The following is a 16,039-nucleotide window of genomic DNA, read 5'->3' as shown; positions in this document are numbered from 1 at the left end:
GTTCCTGCGACTGCTGTGGTTCTCGCGGTTCTTGTGGTTCTCCTGCTTCCTGCGGCTCTTGCGGCTCCTGTACTTCTTGCGGCTCCTGTGCTTCCTGCGGCTCCTGGACATCGGGGCCAAGTTCCAAGGACCGAGTGGTCCCCGCCTCGGGGCTCCATTGCGACCACAGGAACGCGCCCAGCGGGTGCTCGCGGTCGAAGAGCCGGAAACCGTCGGTCGGTTCAAGAGTTCCCCATGAGACTTCGGCATCTCCGGGTGCCGTGACCTCGCCGGACACGACCGGCGCCTCCGTCAGCGTGCCCGCGTCCGAGGCCAGGCGTACTCCCCGTGCCGTCGCCATGACCGGCCCGCCCAGCGCGTCGGCGAGTTCCACGGCGATCCGGTCGGCGCCCGGAGCGGTCAGCAGCGGGACGTACCCCGGGGCCCGGTCCGTCAGCAGGGCCGCCAGCGTGCCGGCGTTCACCGGGCGGCCGGCCGCGGTCAGGCCGCCGTCCCGTACGTCGCCCATGACCAGGACGACCCGGTCCGGAAGCAGCGACCGGAACCGCGCCGGGTCCTCCGGGTCGAAGCCGGCGGCCGTGACCGACGCCTCGGATCCCGGCAGCAGCACGGCGGCCGGCCGGCCTCCGTCCAGCGCCACCGTCCGGGCCTGTGCCAGCAGTTCCTCGACGCGTACGGGGTCGGGAACGGGGACGGGGGGCAGCACCGACGCCTGGGAGACGGCGGCGCCTGCTTCCTCCGCGCCTTCCGTCTCCGCCGTGTCCTCCGTCTCCTCGGGGATGGTGGGCAGAGGGATCCCGGAGGCGGAGGGCGGCTGGATGGCGAGGACGCCGAGATCTGCCGACGTGACGGCTTCTCCCGCCGGCGCCGGTGCCGTGGCTTCCGCCGGGACCTGAGCCGGGGCGGGATTCCGCTCCATGTCGGCGGGATCGAGGAAGTTCTTGAGCCATTCCTCCAGACCGTCGGCCAGTTCGCCGCCCCGCAGCCGGATCATGCCGACCAGGCCCCCGGGGACGTCCACCTCAAGCGTCCTGGCGGGACCGCCGTCCACGCTCATCTCCAGGGTGCCGCCGAACTCGGCGAACCTGTACTTGGTGACGCCTTCCGCGTTGTGCTCTTCGGTCTCTGACTTCGCCGACCCCTGCTTGTTCTCCTCGACCACAGTGGTCTCGATCGGAGCGCGGCCCAATACGGCGTAGTCCGCCGCACCGCCTCCTCCGTCGATGCCACCCCCGTAGTAGAAGCCGGACTCCTGCTCGTCGGTGCTCTCATGGTCTTTGTCGTCCTGCCGGTACCGGCGAGCCTTGAACTGCACGCCGTCGGCCGGACCGAACAGTTTCGCGCTGGTGATCCGGAAGCCGACCCGTACCGTCCTGTCGCCGACCGGAATCTCGTACTGGTGGGTCAGCACCTCCTTGAGGCGGGGGAGCATCATGGTGCGTGAGGCGTAGTGCCCGTACTTCAGGCCCGGCACGGACAGCAGGTCCCCGGCCCGGCGGCGCGCGGCGTTCTCGCCGTTCAACTCCGGGGCCCGGCGGGACCGTGAGACAGCGATCCGGGCCCACTGGTGGACCGCGTCGGCGAACGGCACGTCCCAGGGGTGGAAGTGCTCCCAGAGGGCATCCGGCGGCGACTTGGGCTCGGTAGGCTGGTGGTTCCAGCGCGGTGTGACGCCCTCCAGCCGGCGGAACGGCTGCGGCAGGGGCGTCGGTTCGGTCAGTGGCGTCGTGAGGTGGTCGGGGACCAGCAGCCGGACGCTGCCGGCGACAAGATCGTCCGCGCCGCCGTCGTACCAGAGCCAGGACCGGCGGTCCTGACGGAACCGCTCCCAGGCGTCACCCCGGTCGACGACGCGGGCGACCGCGCCGGCCAGCCAGACCACGGCGCGCGCGGGGGCGGCCAGGACCTCCGGCATGTCACGCGTCGCCCCCATCTCGATGCGGAAGGCGACGTTGTGCTCGAACTCGTGGGAGCCGTCCCGGTCGCGGGTGTTCGCACGATAGATGTCGACCGATTTGAGCTGCTCGGTGCGTGCCGAGACCTGCGTGGAGTGGAAGCCCGCGAGCAGTTCGCCGCCGGCGTGCCCCTGTCGGCCGGTGGCGTCGTGCGTCCCCGCACGGCCGGTGACGGCGCCGCCCGCGTCGGTGGTGCGCCCGCGCTTGTGGGTGATCTTGTCCTGCCGCAGGCTCTCGCTGCGCAGCGTCAGTTTCACCTCGGGGCGGGGGCGGTGGGCGTGGGCCGCTTCGATCCGCTCCGCCGTGACGCGCACCGACACCCAGGTCGTCGTGCCGCCGATGCCGGAAGTGGGGATGAGGGCCCAGACGCCGTTGCCGAGCAGGCTGCCGAAGCGGGCGAGGAGCGCCTTGGGGCGGAACACCGTGTCGATCCAGCGCGCCGTCGGATGGACCTGGACCTCGCCCTCCCGCTGCTGGGGCAGCACGCCGCGCCGCGACAGACGGGTGAGGATCGTGCCGACGATGTCGTCCGCCCTCAGGACTTCGGGGTGGGCGGCGGTGCGCGGCAACTGACCGCCGCTGAGATAGCCGCGGGTGACCGGCGCCGCCGCGACCGGCGCGCCGACGCTTCCCGTGCTGTCCGCACTGCTGGTGCTACCGGTGCTACCGGTGCTGTCCGTGCTGCTGGTGGTGTCCGCACGGTTCGCGCTGTGAGTGCTGTCCGCGTCGGCCGCAGCGCTCGCGGTGTCCGCCCTGTCCGCGGTGCTCACAGTGCTCGCGGTGTCCGCACTGTCGGTGGTGCTCGCCACGTCCGCCACGTCCGCCGAGCCAACCGTGCCCTGCGCGCCCGCCGTGCCTGCGGTGCCCGCCGCATCCACCACGCCCTCCGCGACCGCAGCGACCGTCTTCGGCGGCACGACGTCGCGGACCCGGCCCTGCGGCACGATCAGGTCGACGGCGTCCTCGAAGCGCAGGTACCTGGTTGCCGACTCGACGGTCCGGCCGGACTTGACCTTGATCAGGTCGATGCCGAAATCAGCGACCTTGAGACGGTAGAAGTCAGGTGTGCCGGCGTAAGTGGCACGCGTGACGCCGATGAACCCCTCGTCGTGCTCACGAACGGTGTTCCAGCTCCACCGGCTCCCGACGTGTACCGCCGCGGTGAACCGGCCCCCGGGCTCGCCGCCGCCCCGCGCGCCGTCCGTCCCGTCGTGGCCGGTGGTCACCTCGACGTCGCCACCGGAGTCCGAGCCGAATCGCAACTGCGGCCCCGCGGCGCCCTGGACGCCGAGGCTGAACCCCGACTCCCGCTGCCTGGTGTGCCGTTCAACGGCCTGGAGGTAGTGCTCGATCTCGGTCTCGCCACCGTTCGGTGCGAGCTGCTCCGGCCGGTGCAGGCTCAACTTCAGTCGCAGCGTCGACTGAGTGCCGTCGGGCGAGAACCTGTCGACCGTCCAGCCTCGTGCGTCGGTGAGCCGGTCGAAATTGGCGGCCAGTGACGGGGCCTCCAGCATCCGCGCGAACTCGTCCGGGAGCTGCTGACCGGCATGCTGCACCCGGTACAGGTGCGCGACCACCTTCTCCAGCGCTATCAGGCGCGTGAACGCCGGGTACAGCCCAGCGGTGCCGGAAGAGAGGTCGAGGCTCCGGGGATTGGCGCCCAGGTTCCGTGGAGCCCGCGTCGCTCCGCGCATCGCCCCGGCCGAGCGGGCCTGTTTCGAGGTGACCGGCACGGCCGGTGCGTGCTCGTCCGGGATGATGATCTGAGCGCCCATCATGCCCGGCTGTTCGAGCCACAGCCGTTCCGGCCGCCCTTTGTCCACTCTCATGGTCAGGGAGTAGGCGACGTTCTTGAAGATCTCGGTGACGGAGCCGGTGTTCTCCATGCGGTCGTAGGACTTGGCGGTCGACGCGAAGTGGTCGCCCTTCGTCGAGGTACGGCTTCCGTTGAAGGCGAAACCGCCGACCTGGAGCCTGACCCCGCCCCACTCGATCCGGGCGGCGCCGCCGACGGCGAGCGTCCCGGTCCAGCCCACGTTCTTGCCGCTGACCAGGGAATCACCCTTGGCCACCCGCTGGTTGGTGACCATCTCGTACCTACGGGAGTGCACGGTGTCCAGCAGATGCGCCTGCACCGTGAAGGTCATGCGGTGCTTGTCGACTCGGATGGTGAGCGGGGTCTCACGGAGGTACCGGTCCAGACCGCCCTCCATGGCGGTACGGGCGAAGTACACGCCGATCTGGCGGTCGATCTCGGCCCGGTCGACCCGGAGCTTGCGTGTGCGCAGCTCCCCGGCCAGCCAGTCACGGATCACCTCCTCCACCCTCTCGGCACCGGGCAGCGCGGCGACGGCCGCATAGCCCAGGCCACGCCCGCCGGCCAGGGCCGGAGGCTCACTCGGGTGGAACAAGAACCGGCGCTCGCCAACCAGCGAGGCAGGCGGCGTGATCGACACGTCGGTGGGGTTGGGACCTGCGGTGATGCCGGGGACCCAAGCCTGGTCCTGGGCCGCTTCGGTGGTGGCGGTGACGTCGATGACGTCGGCTCGCCGCAACAGTTCCTTCACGTGCGGGAGCGTCCCGGCCGACTCCGTGGAGACCGGCAGTTTCCCCACAGCCCGGAGCACGCGCTCAGTGCGTACCCGGCCCAGCGCACGTTCCTCGAAATCGGCGGCGCCCTGCCCGCCGTGCCACGGAACCCCGAGGTCCGCGGCAGCCAGTACGGGGGTTGCAGGGTTCTGCAGCTTCTCGTGGCTACCGGACTCCCATGTGATGCTGACAGTTACCTCGGCCTGGTAACGAGCCTGCTCACCCGTGGTGTTGAAGATGGTGTGGGTCAGCGGCTGGGAGGAGACGTGGCTGCTCCAGGCCCGGTGTGAACCGAACGTCCCGACGAGCAGAGGGGCCATGCCCTTGGCACCGGCGTGGTGACCGTGCTGGACGACCGCCGGGTCCACCAGCCCGGCGACGTTGGCGGAGAGCGTCATCGCGGCGGTGCTCTTGCCACCGCCGCCGGTCGTCTCGGACAGTCCCCCGCCAAGGTCCGCCCGGACCTTCACCCCGTCCGACACACCGAGGAACCGCAGGGCCCGCGGGACGAGCCGCACCCGGAAGTGCCCCCGGAACCCGTCGCGTCCCGGCAGCACGACTCCGTGGCTGATTCTCTCCGACAGGTCACCGGCGGCGGACGACCAGCGGTAGCGGTTGATCACCGTGTCCTCGTTGAGCATGCGCTCCATGTCCCGCACGACCTTGAGCACCGTGGGCACCGGGACCCCGGCCGCGAGCAGCCGGGTCTGCTCGGCGGCCAGGACACCGGTCAGGTCGATGGCGTGCAGGATCTCGAACCCGAGCCTCGGCCGGGCGGCACCGGGCGGCACCTGAAGGAACTCCTCCGTGGGGTCCGGTTGTGGTGCGTCGGGCCCTGAGAGGACACTGGGCAGCTCGATGACGAGACCACGGTCCAGGACGACGTCCGCGGTCCGTTCCTGACCGTTCACGAACAGACGGATCCGCAGTTTCGCCGTGAAGGGGGTCACGCCCTCCTTGAACAGCTTCTGTCCGCTGATGACCGTCTGACGTACGCCGCCGGTCCGGTTCCGCGCGGACTCCATGTGGATCGTCGGGGCGCCGAGCACCACCGCGGAGGCCGCGGCGGACGCCACGTTGATCGCCGTCATCAGAACCAGATCGGAGGTGTGGGTGACGGTCCTGGCGTGCTCGGAGGTCGCCGCGGTGGAGGCGAACTTCACGCCGTACCTGCGTACCTCCGCCGGCTCCGGGACGTCCGTGGCCGCTCTCACCTCGGTCAGCACCGGCCGGATCCACACCAGCCGGCCGTCGACGACGCGCATCGCTCCCTCGGCGAGCAGCCGCCCCCACGCCACCGGTTCGTCGACGGCCAGGACCTCGGCGATCGCGTCCCGGATTCCCCGGGTCAGAGCACTCTGCTGGTCGGGAAGGCCCGCGGTCAGCCTGCCGGCCTCCTGCGCGGCCCGCCCCGGCTCCCACCTCCCGACACCGCCCACCGTGCCCATGCCGAGCATGCCCTGCTCGATGTACCAGGGGGCACGGGCAGGCGGGACTTCCTCGACGGGGCCGGCCGACGCGCCGTCGAAGGGCGCCGGTTCCTGGCCCTGGGGGTTCTCATCAGTGGCTTGTGCCAGGGCTGGGGCTAGGGCTGGAGTGGACGCCTCGGTGTCCGGTCCGGTCTCCGGCGGCGGGGTGACGGGCCCGACGCGCTCGGGCTCGTCGGTCACCGGCCGCGGGTCGGCGGCCCTGGTGACGTCGTCGCCAGGTGCGGCACTCACAGGTGACTGATCCTGCAAAGCGGCCGAGGGCAGTGCTTGCGCGTCTGGCCCGTCGCCCCACTCGTCGTCCATCGGTCCGGGGCGTCGCTGAGGGTCGCGGGTGGCGAAGGGTGCGTTCAGTGTCGGAGTTGGCCCGGCATTCGGGGCGACTGACAGCAGGTCCGTGCTCTGGAAGTGAACAATGCGGTCGCCCCGGCGCGTCATCCCGATGACGAGCCGCTGGCCGAACATGCCATGCGCGCTCGAAAGGTTGCCGCCTGGGGTACGAAGCCACATCAGTGCTGGGTCCTTGGCCACCTGGCTGACGGCGTCCAGGGCATCGACCCACGTCCAACCGTCAGGGAATCCGTCCGGAACCTGACGGGGCTCCAGAAGGTCCGGAGAGAGAACGCCCTCCTCTCTGAGCTGATCCAGCACTCGCTGGGAACGCTGCGCAGGAGAAGGCCATGGGGCGCTCGGAGGGTTGTCACGGATCTCTCGCAGGGTGGAGTCACGCAATACGGCCAGCGGATCGTGTGCCGAGCCGAGAGTCTCACCCAAACTGCTGAGCGATACACCCTCTTCTGGAGTCCAGTCGTCGATGTCACGCGGGAGGGCGGGAAGAAAACTGAGAGCCTTCAACAGGGGAAGCGGGTCGATCCGGCCCTCGAAACTCAGCGGCTCATCATCGAAAGTGTAGGCGTCGTGGGAGGGCTCGCTGTACAGCTCCAGATGCAACAGCAACGCACGCAAGTGACTCTTCAGGAGATCGACACGGGAATTTTCAAATACCTCGATCGTAAGGTCCGCCTCAGCGAGATTGTCGACCGATTTGATTGAGATCCTCAGCAGCGATGCACCGCTGGCCCGAGGGAGTGTGTCAAAAATGACATCGATCTCACGACGGAACTCGTCGACATATTCGTCCACCTCATCCTGCTGAACACCCTCGCCCGCAACGAACGCGACATTCAGAGTTAGCCAGATTCCGAACTGGCCGCCTTCGAATAGCACCGGAACATAGAGAGGGTTAAATTCCATTCCCATGGTGGGCAGGCGCAGCCGAACGGGTTTCGCGTGGGCCAGCACTGCGGAGTCTGGCCAGAACATGTAGGGCTGGTGCACCGTGGGACGGTAGGCGACGTGGTACCCGTCCCGGACCACACCCTCGATACGCACTCCTACGGCCTCACCGACCCAGCGATAAGTACCGTCCGACTGAATCAGGACGGCATCGCTTTTCACGGCCAAGAAATGCGCATTCTCCACCACATTGCGGACATCCGCGGGCTTCCATTCCGTGGGGAACATGGTGTGGTCTCGGCCGTCGGCATGAGGTGCCCACCGACTGTCCAACAACGTTTCGAGCGCACCATGGTCCGTGGAGGGATCCAGGAACCGCACACTCGCCTGATACGTTCCGTTGTCGAAGCTCCTCACCACGTCCACCGCGATATCGGGGGCTGCGCCCCCGTTCCGGTTATGAGACTGGTGCACACCGGAACGGGTGCGGCGGTCACCGAACCGGGAGACATCCTCCGCCCGGAGGGAGAATCTGAGATATCTCCAGTCCTCGGCAGGCTTCGGCAGGTACCGCGGAATCACCAGCCCGCTCTGGTCCGCAGAGGGCCGGAAACCGGTGAACGCCTCACCGTTCACCTGCCCCTCGATACGCACACCGCCGTACTCACCGGTCCACTGCCGCATCCCGGCACGCCCCGGCACCGCACTCACCGCACCATGCCGCACCGCATGCAGATAAGCCTGCTCGGCCGCATACACCGCGTCGTCCTCGCTCCAGTACGCGGGGAACATCACCCGCACACCGGCCTCAGCCCCGGCTCCGGCCCCGAGGAGAACAAGATCACCAGTGGTAGGAAGCCAACCGTCCCCGTCACGAAGACCGGTATGCGGCGCGCGCCCCTTCGCCAGGAACGTGCCGTTGGCGTTCTCCAGCACGTGCGCTCGTTCGGGACGGGGGCGGTCCGACAGCTCCACCGGCATCAGATGCCCCTCGACGCCCTCCGGCCCGCCGTACAGCACCGCCTGCCGCACCTCGAGCGGGAACACCGCCCGTTCCGGAAGCCCCCGAACCCAACCAGCCACCGGACCTGTGTCAAAATTCGCCGACCGCAGCGCCGCCTCCGACGCGGCCCCGAGCTGACGCAACTGACGCGGCGCGACGTAGGGCCGGCCGAGTGAATAACCAGGCGGCAGCAAGGAATCCGCATCGAAATTTGGTCGGCTACGGTCGTCAACATTCTCATTGGCCATCAACGCGTGGTCGAGGTACACCGGCCGATAGCCGCGGGGGATGTCGCGGTACTCATCCGGGAACCCGAGCCAATGACCGCCCTCGTGCGCAACTGTCCGATCATCTATCGGCAATGAGAACGCCTCGTAATGGTTCCTGAACGACCTGGTGGAGAGCAGTACCGTCCGGTGCGCCTGGCCGGGGTCGTCGACGAAATGCACATCAAATCTGAGCAGATCACCGTTGGGCAGCCGCAGCCCGGTGTTCCACACCTCATCGATCGCGTTCCGAACCTTGCTCTCGAATTCCACGATCTTTATGCCCTGTCGTGCACCGGCAGCATTCAGACCTCCGTCAAGCTCCCGAGGGTCACCCTGAGGATCGAACTCCCAAGCCACACGCACCACAAAACGGCTGACAGTCTCTCCGTCACCACGCTGATAGCGCACAACCTCATAAGCAGCTGGTGCCAGGCGCTCGACCCGCGAGCCCATCGGGATACCGACGCTGACCTCCGCCGACCCCAACCACGTGGCGTTCTCGGGTATGCCAGTGACCGGATCAACGCGCTCATCCGGATGCAGCACCGTCCCGTGACCGACAACCGGCCCCTCGCCCCGGACGGACACATCATCGCCGACCCGGCCCGCCGACATCGGAGCGAACGACCGCTGCTGCACAGCAGTCTCCTCACCAAAGCGAGCAACAGGCCCACGCGGCACAGAAGTCCCGTCGTCAGGGCTTTCGAGGCTGTTGAGGACAGCGGAGTCGTCAGTGGCTACGGTTGCACTCAGTGTCGGGGTTGGCTGTGCATTCGAGTCGTGCGGCATCAGGCCGGTGCTCCGGAAGCTGACGACGCGGTCGTCCCGGCGCGTCATCTCGATGCCGAGCCCTCCGCCGAAGACTCCATGCGAGGTAAACTCGCCGCTGCCTGGAACCCGGGACCAGGGCAGCTGTCGGTTCTTGGCCACGTGACTGACGGCGTCCAGGACATCGACCCACGTCCAGCCGTCAGGGAATCCGTCAGGAACCCGACGGGGCTCCAGGAGGTCCGGAGAGAGAACGCTCTCCTCTCTGAGCTGATCCAGCACTCGCTGGGAACGCTGCGCACGAGAAGGCCAAGGGTCGCTCGGGCGGTTGTGACGGCTCTCCCGCAGGGTGGAGTCACGCAGCACGGTCAGCGGGTCGTGCAGCGCGTCGAGAGCCTCACGCAAACTGCTGAGCGATACCCCCTCGCGGAGTTTCCAGGCGTCGATGTCACGCGGGGGCGCGGGAAGAGGGCTGAGAGCCTTCAGCAGGGGAAGCGGGTCGAGCCGGCCCTCGGAGCTCAGCGACTGATCAAAGAAAGGGTAGGCGTCGCGGGCGGGCTCGCTGTACAGGTCCAGTTGAGACAGCACCGAGTACACGTCGCTCTTCAGACGGTCAGGATTAATTCTTCTGCGGACTCTGACCGTAAAGTCCGCCTCAGTGGGATTGTCAACCGACTCGATCGACACCTTCAGCAGCGGGGCGCCATCGGCTCGAGGGAGCGTGCGGAAAATAGCTTCGAACACATTGGAGAACTCGTGGGCGTAAGCGTCCAGCTGCTCCTGCCCAGCCTTTGTGTACGGCACGAACGCGATGCCCAGAGTCAGCCGGATTCCGAGCTGGCCGCCTTCGAACAGCACCGGGAAGTAGAAGGGGCGGAGATCAGCCCCCACGGTGCGCAGGCGCACCCGAACGCGGCTCGCGTGGGCCAATCTTCCATGGTCTGGCCAGAACTTGTAGGGCTGGTGCGCCGTGGGACGATAGATGGCGTGGTACCCGTCCCGGACCACACCCTCGATGCTCACTCCTGCGGCCTCACCGACCCAGCGATAAGTGCCGTCTGGCAGTTTCAGGACGGCATCTTTTTTCACGGCCGCGGTATGCGCAGCCTCCACCGCATTGCGAACATCTACGCTTTGCCAGCTCTTGGGGAACATGGTGTGGTCGTGGCCGTCGGAATGGGGTTCCCACCGGCTGCCCAGCAACGCTTCGAGGGCATAGGGGTCCGTGGAGGGCTCCAGGAACCGCACACTCGCCTGATACGTCGCGTTGTCGAACCTCCTCACCGCGTCCACCGCGACACCGGGGGCTATGCCACCGTTCCTGCTGAACAGCTGGTGCACACCAGAACGGGTGCGGCGGTCACCGAACCGGGAGACATCCTCCGCCTGAAGGGAGAATCTGGGGTACTCCTGCTCTTCGGCAGGCTTCGGCAGGTACGGCGGAATCACCAGCCCGCTCTGGTCCGCAGAGGGCCGGAAACCGGTGAACGCCTCACCGTTCACCTCCCCCTCGATACGCACACCGCCGTACTCACCGGTCCAACGCCGCATCCCGGCACGCCCCGGCACCGCACTCACCGCACCATGCCGCACCGCATGCAGATAAGCCTGCTCGGCCGCATACACCGCGTCGTCCTCGCTCCAGTACGCGGGGAACATCACCCGCACACCGGCACCGTCGGACGAGACAGCGAGATCACCAGTAGCGGGAAGCCACCTGTCCCCGTCACGAACACCCACATGCGGCGCCCGCGTCTTCACCAGGAAGGTGCTGTTGGCATTCATCACCCCGATCGCTCGCTCGGGACGGGCACGATCCGACAACCCCGCCGGCATCAGGTGCCCCCCGACACCCTCCGACCCGCCGTACAGCACCGCCTGCCGCACCTCGAGCGGGAACACCGCCCGCTCCGGAAGCCCCCGAACCCGACCAGCCACCGGCCCCGCGGCAAAATTCGCCAACCGCAACCCCGCCTCCGACGCGGCACCCATCCGACGCAGCTCACGCGGCGCGACGTAAGGCCGGCCAAAGCGAAGATTTTCGCGCCGCGGCATGTTACCCGCATCGAACAATGGGCGGTTACGGTCGTCAACATATTGATTGGCCATCAACGAATGGTCGAGGTACACCGGGCGACTCCCCTTGGGGGTATCGCGATAACCATCGGGGAGCCCGATCAGGTGGCCGAACTCGTGCGAAACTATCTGCTGAAATATCGGCAGCGAGAAGGCCGTGGAATGGTTCCTGAACGACCTGGAGGAGAGCAGCACGACCTGGTGCGCCCGGTTCAGTTCGTCGACGAACTGCACATCATATCTGAGCAGATCACCGTTGGGCAGCCGCAGGCCGGTGTTCCACATCTCATCGATTGCCTGCCGAACCTCGTCCTGAAATTTCTCGATCTTTATGGGTCGTCGTGCACCGGCAGCATTCAGGCCTCCGCCGAGCTCTCGAGGGTCACCGTGCGGGTCGAACTCCCAAGCCACACGCACCACAAAACGGCTGACAGTCTCTCCGTCACCACGCTGATAGCGCACAACCTCATAAGCAGCCGGTACCTGGCCCTCGGCCCGTGAGCCGACCGGGACGCCGACGCTGACCTCCGCCGACCCCAACCACGTGGCGTTCTCGGGTATGCCAGTGACCGGATCAACGCGCTCATCCGGATGCAGCACCGTCCCGTGACCGACAACCGGCCCCTCGCCCCGGACGGACACATCATCGCCGACCCGGCCCGCCGACATCGGAGCGAACGACCGCTGCTGCACAACAGTCTCCTCACCAAAGCGAGCAACAGGCCCACGCGGCACAGAAGTCCCGTCGTCAGGGCTTTCGAGACTGTTGAGGACAGCGGAGTCGTCGGTGCCAGCCGTGTCATCGGTGCTGGCGAAGTCGTCGGTGGCGTCGGTGATCTCCCCCTCGTCCGGCCGCTCGGCGGGGTCCTCCGGCGCATCGAACCGATCAACAGCTTCGCGCGCATCGCCAGACCGTTCACCGGACCGGTCATCGGACGAGGACAAGGCGGCCAGCCGCCGTTCCAGGTCCGCGTCCGCCGTGCCCCGGTCCTCGAACGCGCTCTGCTGCTCGCGCCGTTCCTTCAGCCCCTCCTCGGTGATGCGTTGGAGGTGTCCTTCGCTCTCCAGCCTCGGCAGCACGGCGCCCGCCTGACGGCGCAGTTCGTCGAGCCGCTCGGAGACGGGCAACGCCTGGTCGAGGCGTCGGCGCGCCTCGGCGACCTGCCGCGAGATCTCGCGCAGGCCGGCCCGGTCGCCGCCCGCCTCACGGACGGGTTCGTCACCACCGCCGTCACCATCACCGTCGCCGGAGGACTCGTCCCCCGGGCGGCCGCCGGAGTCGCCGTCTCCCCGTACGTCGCTGGGCGCCCGCAACTCCGTCAGCGCGGCCTGCTGCGCGGCCGCCAGCTTCCCCTCCAGGGCGTCGAGTTCGTTCCGCGCCCCTCGGACGCGCTCGATGCTCTCCTCTTCTTCTTCCTCGCGGCGCGGCCGAGTCTGCTCGTCCAGGGCCTCCTGCCACTTGCCCAGGAATTTGTCGCCCTGTCCGTCGAAGGCCTCCAGCGCCTGCCGGCGCCAGAGCGCGACGGGGCTCGTGTCCTGTGCGGTGAGGTCGGCGAACCGGCGGCCCACCGCCTCGTCCGCCTCCGCCTCCGCCCGCCGTGTCGCCTCGGTCTCCGGAGCGGGGCCGTCCTGCCGCAAGAGGTCCAGCCGCTGCCGCAACTGCCGCATGTCGCGGTACTCCTGCAGATCCTGCATCGCGCGCGCACGCTCCGGCTCGGAGTTCGCCTCCGCCACCTGCCGTCGCAGACCGGCCTCGTGCTCGTCGACCTCCCGACCACCACCGCCGCCGTCGTCGTCGTCGCGCAGATTGTTGAGGCGACGCTGCAACGCATCGTCGCCGCCCCGGCCGCCCTCGTCGTCACCGCGCAAGTTGTCGACACGTCGCTGCAACGCGTCGTCGCCGTCCCCGCCGACCGTCCTGGACCGGTCGATCCGCGCCGCCAGCTCCGCGTCCTGCCGCAGCTGCCGCAGCTCCCGCTGGGCGGCGGCCGCCTCCCTGACGCTCGTCGCGTTCAGCACGCGTTGGCGCAGCACTGCCTCGCGCTGTGCTTCATGCCCCTGCTGAGCGCTCCGCTCAAGGCTGGAGTGCAGATCCACCGAGTAGCGCTCGGCCAGCCGCAATTCGGCCAGCCGCTCCTCGTGCCCCTCCTGGGCGGTGGACAGTTCCCTGCGCAGCCGGACCAGTTCCGCGTTGTGGAAGGTGGGCAGGTCTTGTCCGGTCAACGCCTCGATCGGCACGTGGCGTTCGATGAGGTCGGTGTAGCCGCGCAGGGCTCCGTCGAGCTGATCCGCCGCACCGGACCGCCGCGCGTCCGCCACCGCGTCGACCGCACTCCTCCATTCGAGATGGTCGACACCCAGCTCCTGGAGATGCTCGTATCCGGCCTCCACGTGATCCTGGAAGGCTTCGAGGCGCGTCCGCAGGTCCTGCACCAGGATCCGGTCCCGGAAGTCGGCGATGTTCCTCGCCGCCCCCCGCCAGTCCTCCCGTGCGGCCGCCTCCCGGATGTTCTGGACGTGAGCGGACCGCTCCTCGGCCGGCACCCCTGCCTGCCGGGCGAGCGCGTCCATGCGGGACACCACGGGCCGCAGTTGCGTCGCCGGGGAGACGATCGGCGTGACCGGCGCGGCCGGTGCGTCCTGGAGCAGATCGTGCGGCCGTCCGGACGGTGCGTCCGTCAGTCGCCCGGACAGCGTGTCGGGGTCCGTCCAGACGGCGCGCGCGGACTCGTCCTCCGGGGCCCCGCGTTCCGTGCCGGTCGACGGTTCGTCCGCCGCCGGCCGCCCGCTCTCGGGGAGGGAACCGTCCGTCCCCGCGCCGGACCGGTCGAACGGTACGGGCGCCGGGTCCGCGTGCGTGCCGACCCCGTCCGCGTCCGCTTCCAGCTCGCTCCGGTTCATCGCGCGCGGAACGGAGTCGGCCACTCCCCCCGTGTCGGACGGTGTCCTGCTCACCGTCGCCAGCCGCGCCGCCGTCTCGTCGTACGACGGATCGTGGCCGCCGTCCGCGGTCTCCGTCGTGTCCGCCGCGCCCGCCACGTCCGCGGCTCTTCCGGCGCCGTCCGGCCCGGCCGCACTCCTGCCGGGCCCCTCCGGCCCGGGCTTCGTCTCGTCGCCCCGGACCGCCCCGCGCGCGGCAGAACCGTCCGACCCGCCCACGGGGCCGGACGGCCCCCGCAACGCCGCGAGCCGCGCCGCCGTCTCGTCGTACGACAGCGCCCGGTCCTCCGGTCCGGCCCCCTGCTCGTCCCCTGCGGACACGGGGTCGGTGGCTCCCGCGAATTCCGGCTCACCGGAGCCGCTCCGCCCCTCACCCACCGGGGCTCCTGCCGTAGCACCGGAAGCAGCCGACGCACCCGTCGCGGCACGCGGATCCGCCAACGCCCCATAGGCCGCCGCGCCCTCGCCCTCACCCGTGCCCTCGTCATCGGTGAAGGAGGACTCCGCATCGCTTCCGTCAGCGCGGGACGCAGCCGCCGGGTGCAGGTCGGGACCATCGCCGGGGCCGAAGTCCGAGCCGGACCGGATGACGGGATCGGCATCCACGGCCCGGCCCGTCACGGACCCGATGTCGGAGCCGGACCCGGAGTCGGAGCCGAAGTCGGAATCGAAGTCGGAATCTGCGCCGAGGCTGGAATCACCACGCGGGTCGCGGCCGGTGCCCGAGCCGACGTCGGAACCGACCGTCGAGACCGCGTCGAAGCCCGCGAGGGAGCCGGGGTGACTGCTCGGATCACCGTCACTGCTCAAGCCCAGGTACGAGCCGGAGTCGGAGCTCAGGTACGAGCCGGAGTCGGAACTCAGGTCGAAGTCCGGGTCGAAGTCGGAGGCCGACCAGGCATCCGACTCCCCGTCCGAGTCAGAGCGCGGGCCCAGGCCGAAGCCCGCCACCGACCCCACGTCCATGACCGGCCCTGTCACCGAGACGTCGGAGACGGAACCGGCGTCGGAGAAGCCGGAGACGTCGCCGCTACTGGTCAGGGCCGTGGTGTCGGACAGCAGCGGCACCGCGCCGCTACCCGTGTCACGCGCCGTACGCGGCCCGCCGAAGAGGGAAGTGACAGGACGGGCGAGCACCCGGAACACCTCGGGCACCCTCAACCCGCCTGCCGGGACCCGGTTCACGCCCTCTCCGGTGCCACCACCGGCACCGGCACCACTGCCCGGGCCGCCGGGCCGCCCCCACAGATCCGGCAGACTCGGCAACCGCCCCCACGTCGCCTTCTCCCGCAGCCCCGCCCCCAACCACGTCGCGTTCCGCGTCAACCCGTGCGACACCAGCCCCGGAACGACACCCCCGACGAACGTCTCCCACGACGTCTTGAACTTCCCCGTCGTGAACAGGTTGTAGAACCCCTCGGAAATGTTCTGGTGGATCCCCCACGCGAGCGCGTCCCCCGCGAGCCCCGCCACCTTCCAGCGCATGTCTCCCGACAGCGCTCGCGCCACGCCGTCCGACAACGCCCCACGCACCTCGCCACCGGGCAACCGCGCCACCGAACCCGACAGTTGCTCTCCCAGATCCTTCCTGCCGATGTTCCGCAGCAGCGTCTCCGCCCACTCACCACCCATCTCCCGCGCCACGTCCCGCCCCACCGCACCGCCCAAGCCCGCCTCGAAGGCGTCCCCCGCCTCCCGCACAAACTGGCGCCCCAC

At 69.1% G+C, this 16,039-nt stretch carries 1 protein-coding gene (only partly in view); it reads right to left on the bottom strand.

Annotated features, from left to right (window positions below):
- Positions 1-16,039 carry the 5' portion of a hypothetical protein gene (locus ACFVDP_RS39760; protein WP_383501313.1) on the bottom strand. Its footprint begins 12,839 nt before the window's first position, so the window shows 16,039 of its 28,878 coding nt (coding positions 1-16,039); its start codon is at positions 16,037-16,039; its stop codon lies off the left edge, out of view.

It is taken from the genome of Streptomyces sp. NPDC057694 (assembly GCF_042799415.1).
In the GTDB taxonomy this organism is placed as follows: domain Bacteria; phylum Actinomycetota; class Actinomycetes; order Streptomycetales; family Streptomycetaceae; genus Streptomyces.
This window is presented reverse-complemented; position numbering and strand designations above follow the sequence as displayed.